Source organism: Cellulomonas biazotea, from assembly GCF_004306155.1.
GTDB lineage: Bacteria > Actinomycetota > Actinomycetes > Actinomycetales > Cellulomonadaceae > Cellulomonas > Cellulomonas biazotea.
Genome location: NZ_BIMR01000392.1, coordinates 1 through 2,554, shown reverse-complemented (window position 1 = coordinate 2,554; position 2,554 = coordinate 1). Strand labels below are relative to the sequence as shown.

Here is a 2,554-nt window from a genome sequence, read left to right as displayed (position 1 = left end):
GCGCAGCACCCCGCCGGGCAGGGCGGCGAGGTGCTGCGCGTCGAGACCGGCGTCGCCCTACGGCGCCGGGTACCCGGTGACGAACTGCGGCGTCCCGGTGTTCGTGCTGTCGGCCTGACCGCCCACGCCGTTGACGACGTGGCGGACGGTCCCCGCGCTGAGGTTCACGGTCATGACGTGCGTGAGCTGCACGCCCGGCCGCTGCGGGACCTCGAACCCGTTCTCGGTGACGATCGAGGGGTTGTTCTGGTTGAACACGTAGACGCCGGCGCCCCACACCTGGTGGCTCCGCACGCGCTCGCCCACCTTGTAGCCGGCCCAGCCGAGCGTGCCGTCCGGCTCCGTCCAGTCGGCCTGCGTCGGCGGGTCGTACGGGAGCTCGTTCTGGTAGAGGACGACGCGTCCCCGCTCGCCGTTCCAGACGGTGTTGTGCTGCTGGAAGTGCTCGACGAACAGGCCGGTCGCGGTGACGTCGTCGCCGTTCACGACGACGCCCGTGCGGCCGGTGTTGGTCCGCCAGCGGTCGGTGTCGCCGTTGACGCCCTCGGTGAAGCCCTCGAGGCCGTGGTCGGCCCGCCAGACCCAGGTGTGGTCGACGAGCACGTCGTCGGCGTCGATGCGCAGCGCGACGTCGGTCTTGCCGACGTGCGGGCCGCCGACGCGGAAGTAGACGTCGCTCAGCGTGATCGGGTCGAGCCGCGCGCCGCGCGAGTGGTGGCCGTGGCCGCCGTTCTTCTTGCCGACCTGCAGCAGGACCGGCGACTCGGTGGTCCCGGCGTCGATCGTCACGCCCGCGACGATCGCACCCGGCACGTCGGCGACCGTCAGGGGCACCGCGCCGCCGACCGCGGTGAGCGTCGCGTGGCCGATCCCGAGGACGACGGTCCCGGCCTTCTTGACCTCGATCCCCCGGGCGACGTCGTAGACGCCCGGCGTGAGCAGCAGGTGCTTGCCCTGCGCGAGGCGGCTGTTGATCCGCTGCACGGAGTCCCCGGGCTTCGCGACGTAGAAGTCGCTCAGCGGGATGGTGCGTCCGGCGGTCAGGCCGTCCGCCCAGGAGACGCCGCGCGTGCCCTCGCGCGCCGCCGGGACGCGGACGTTCCAGCGGCCGCGGGCGTCGACGAACAGGTACGGCTTCTCGCGGCTGAGCGGCGTCTGGTCGAGCGTCGTGTACGGCGGGTCGGGGAACGTCGCGTCGTCGGGGGCGCCGACGACGCCCGCGAACACCTGGTTCCAGACGGCGTTCGACCAGGAGCGCACCTCGCTGTTGCGGGTGAGCCACTGCTGCTGGGACCCGTTGACGACGTCGCCGAAGCGGGAGTCGGCGATGAAGCCGCCCGACGCGTACTGCGGGCCAGCCGTGCAGTAGTCCATGAGCGAGAAGCCGGGGTCGCCCTCCGCGGCGAGCACGTTGAGGCGGCGCAGCGAGACGGCCTGCGACACGGCCCAGAAGTTCGCCGACGCGCGGCACCCGTCCTGGCCTGCGGCGTCGATGTCGAGCGTGAGGTTCGACAGCGTGCGCCAGAAGTTGACGAGCGCGAGGCAGTTGGGGTTCGCGGGGTCGCTCGACAGGCAGCGGTTGTAGGTCTCGATCTTGCCGTGGACGGTGACGTCGGTCGGCGACGCCCCGAGCCCTGCGACCTCGGTGTAGTAGCCGACCTTCAGCTGCAGCGGCTGCTCGGCGGTGCCGTACTCGCCGGGCGTGAACAGCAGCGCGTAGCGGGCGGTGCCCATCTCGGCGTCGACCTGCTGGGCGTGGATGGCGTCGACCTTCGCCTGGATGTCGGCGACGGGCATGCTCGGGTCGAAGACGACGACGTTCGGACCGAGGTCGGGCGCCGCGGGGGCGCCGCGGGGCGGGGTGGCGGTGGCGGTCGTCGCGACGGCGGTCGCGGCGAGCGTGAGCACGGCGACGGCGGCGAGCCGTCCACGCGCGCGTGACCTCCGGGGTCGTGGGGCGTGCGGGTCCATGCGTGCGTTCCTCTCCGTTGAGATCCGGCATCGGACAAAGCGGAGCCAACCACACTTACCGACTGGTTAGTAAGCCCTTCACGGCCGGACCGTCGTCGCCCACCCGGCAGAGTGACGCAGGTCACGGCGGCATAACGATCTACCTAGTACCGCGCCGATTTACCTAGTACCGCATGGCTCAGGTGGATCACCCGCTGGTAGACAGTCGCCTGGTCCCGCCCGGAGGCCCGCCGAGCACCCCCGTCAACGGCGACGGCGCAGGTCGGCGGCCTCTCGGGCGGCCATCTACCCGCACAGCCGCTCGACGGGCGCACCCCCGACGGCGGTCACCACGACGAGGTGGTCCATGAAGCGTCACGTCCTGGCGGGGCTCGTCCTCGCGCTCCTCACGACCGCGATCGTGCTGTTCTCCGGCCCCGAGCTCCAGGGCGTCGCCCTGCTCGGTGCCGCCCTCGGTGGGGCCCTCGGCCTCGTCCCCGACCGCTCCCCCGCCCAGCGCGCCGGCGCGTTCGCCGCCGGGTTCGCCGCCGCGTGGCTCGGCTACGCCCTGCGCGCCGCCGCCCTGCCCGACGCCGCCGCCGGC

Annotated in this window: 1 protein-coding gene and 1 pseudogene; one reads left to right on the top strand and one right to left on the bottom strand. The window is 72.7% G+C overall.

The window, feature by feature from the left end; genetic code table 11:
• Positions 1–57 precede the first annotated feature (57 nt).
• Entirely contained in the window at positions 58–1,971 is a 1,914-nt protein-coding gene (locus CBZ_RS19135; RefSeq protein ID WP_218022823.1) for a pectate lyase-like domain-containing protein, read from the bottom strand.
• 346 nt (positions 1,972–2,317) lie between these two features.
• Between CBZ_RS19135 and CBZ_RS19130 the strand changes: the two are divergent.
• A pseudogene (locus tag CBZ_RS19130) lies at positions 2,318–2,554 on the top strand (hypothetical protein); the annotation flags it as partial.

Excerpts from the sequence above, each read along its gene's own strand:
- CBZ_RS19135 (WP_218022823.1), bottom strand. The coding sequence starts at position 1,971 with ATGGACCCGCACGCCCCACGACCCCGGAGGTCACGCGCGCGTGGACGG.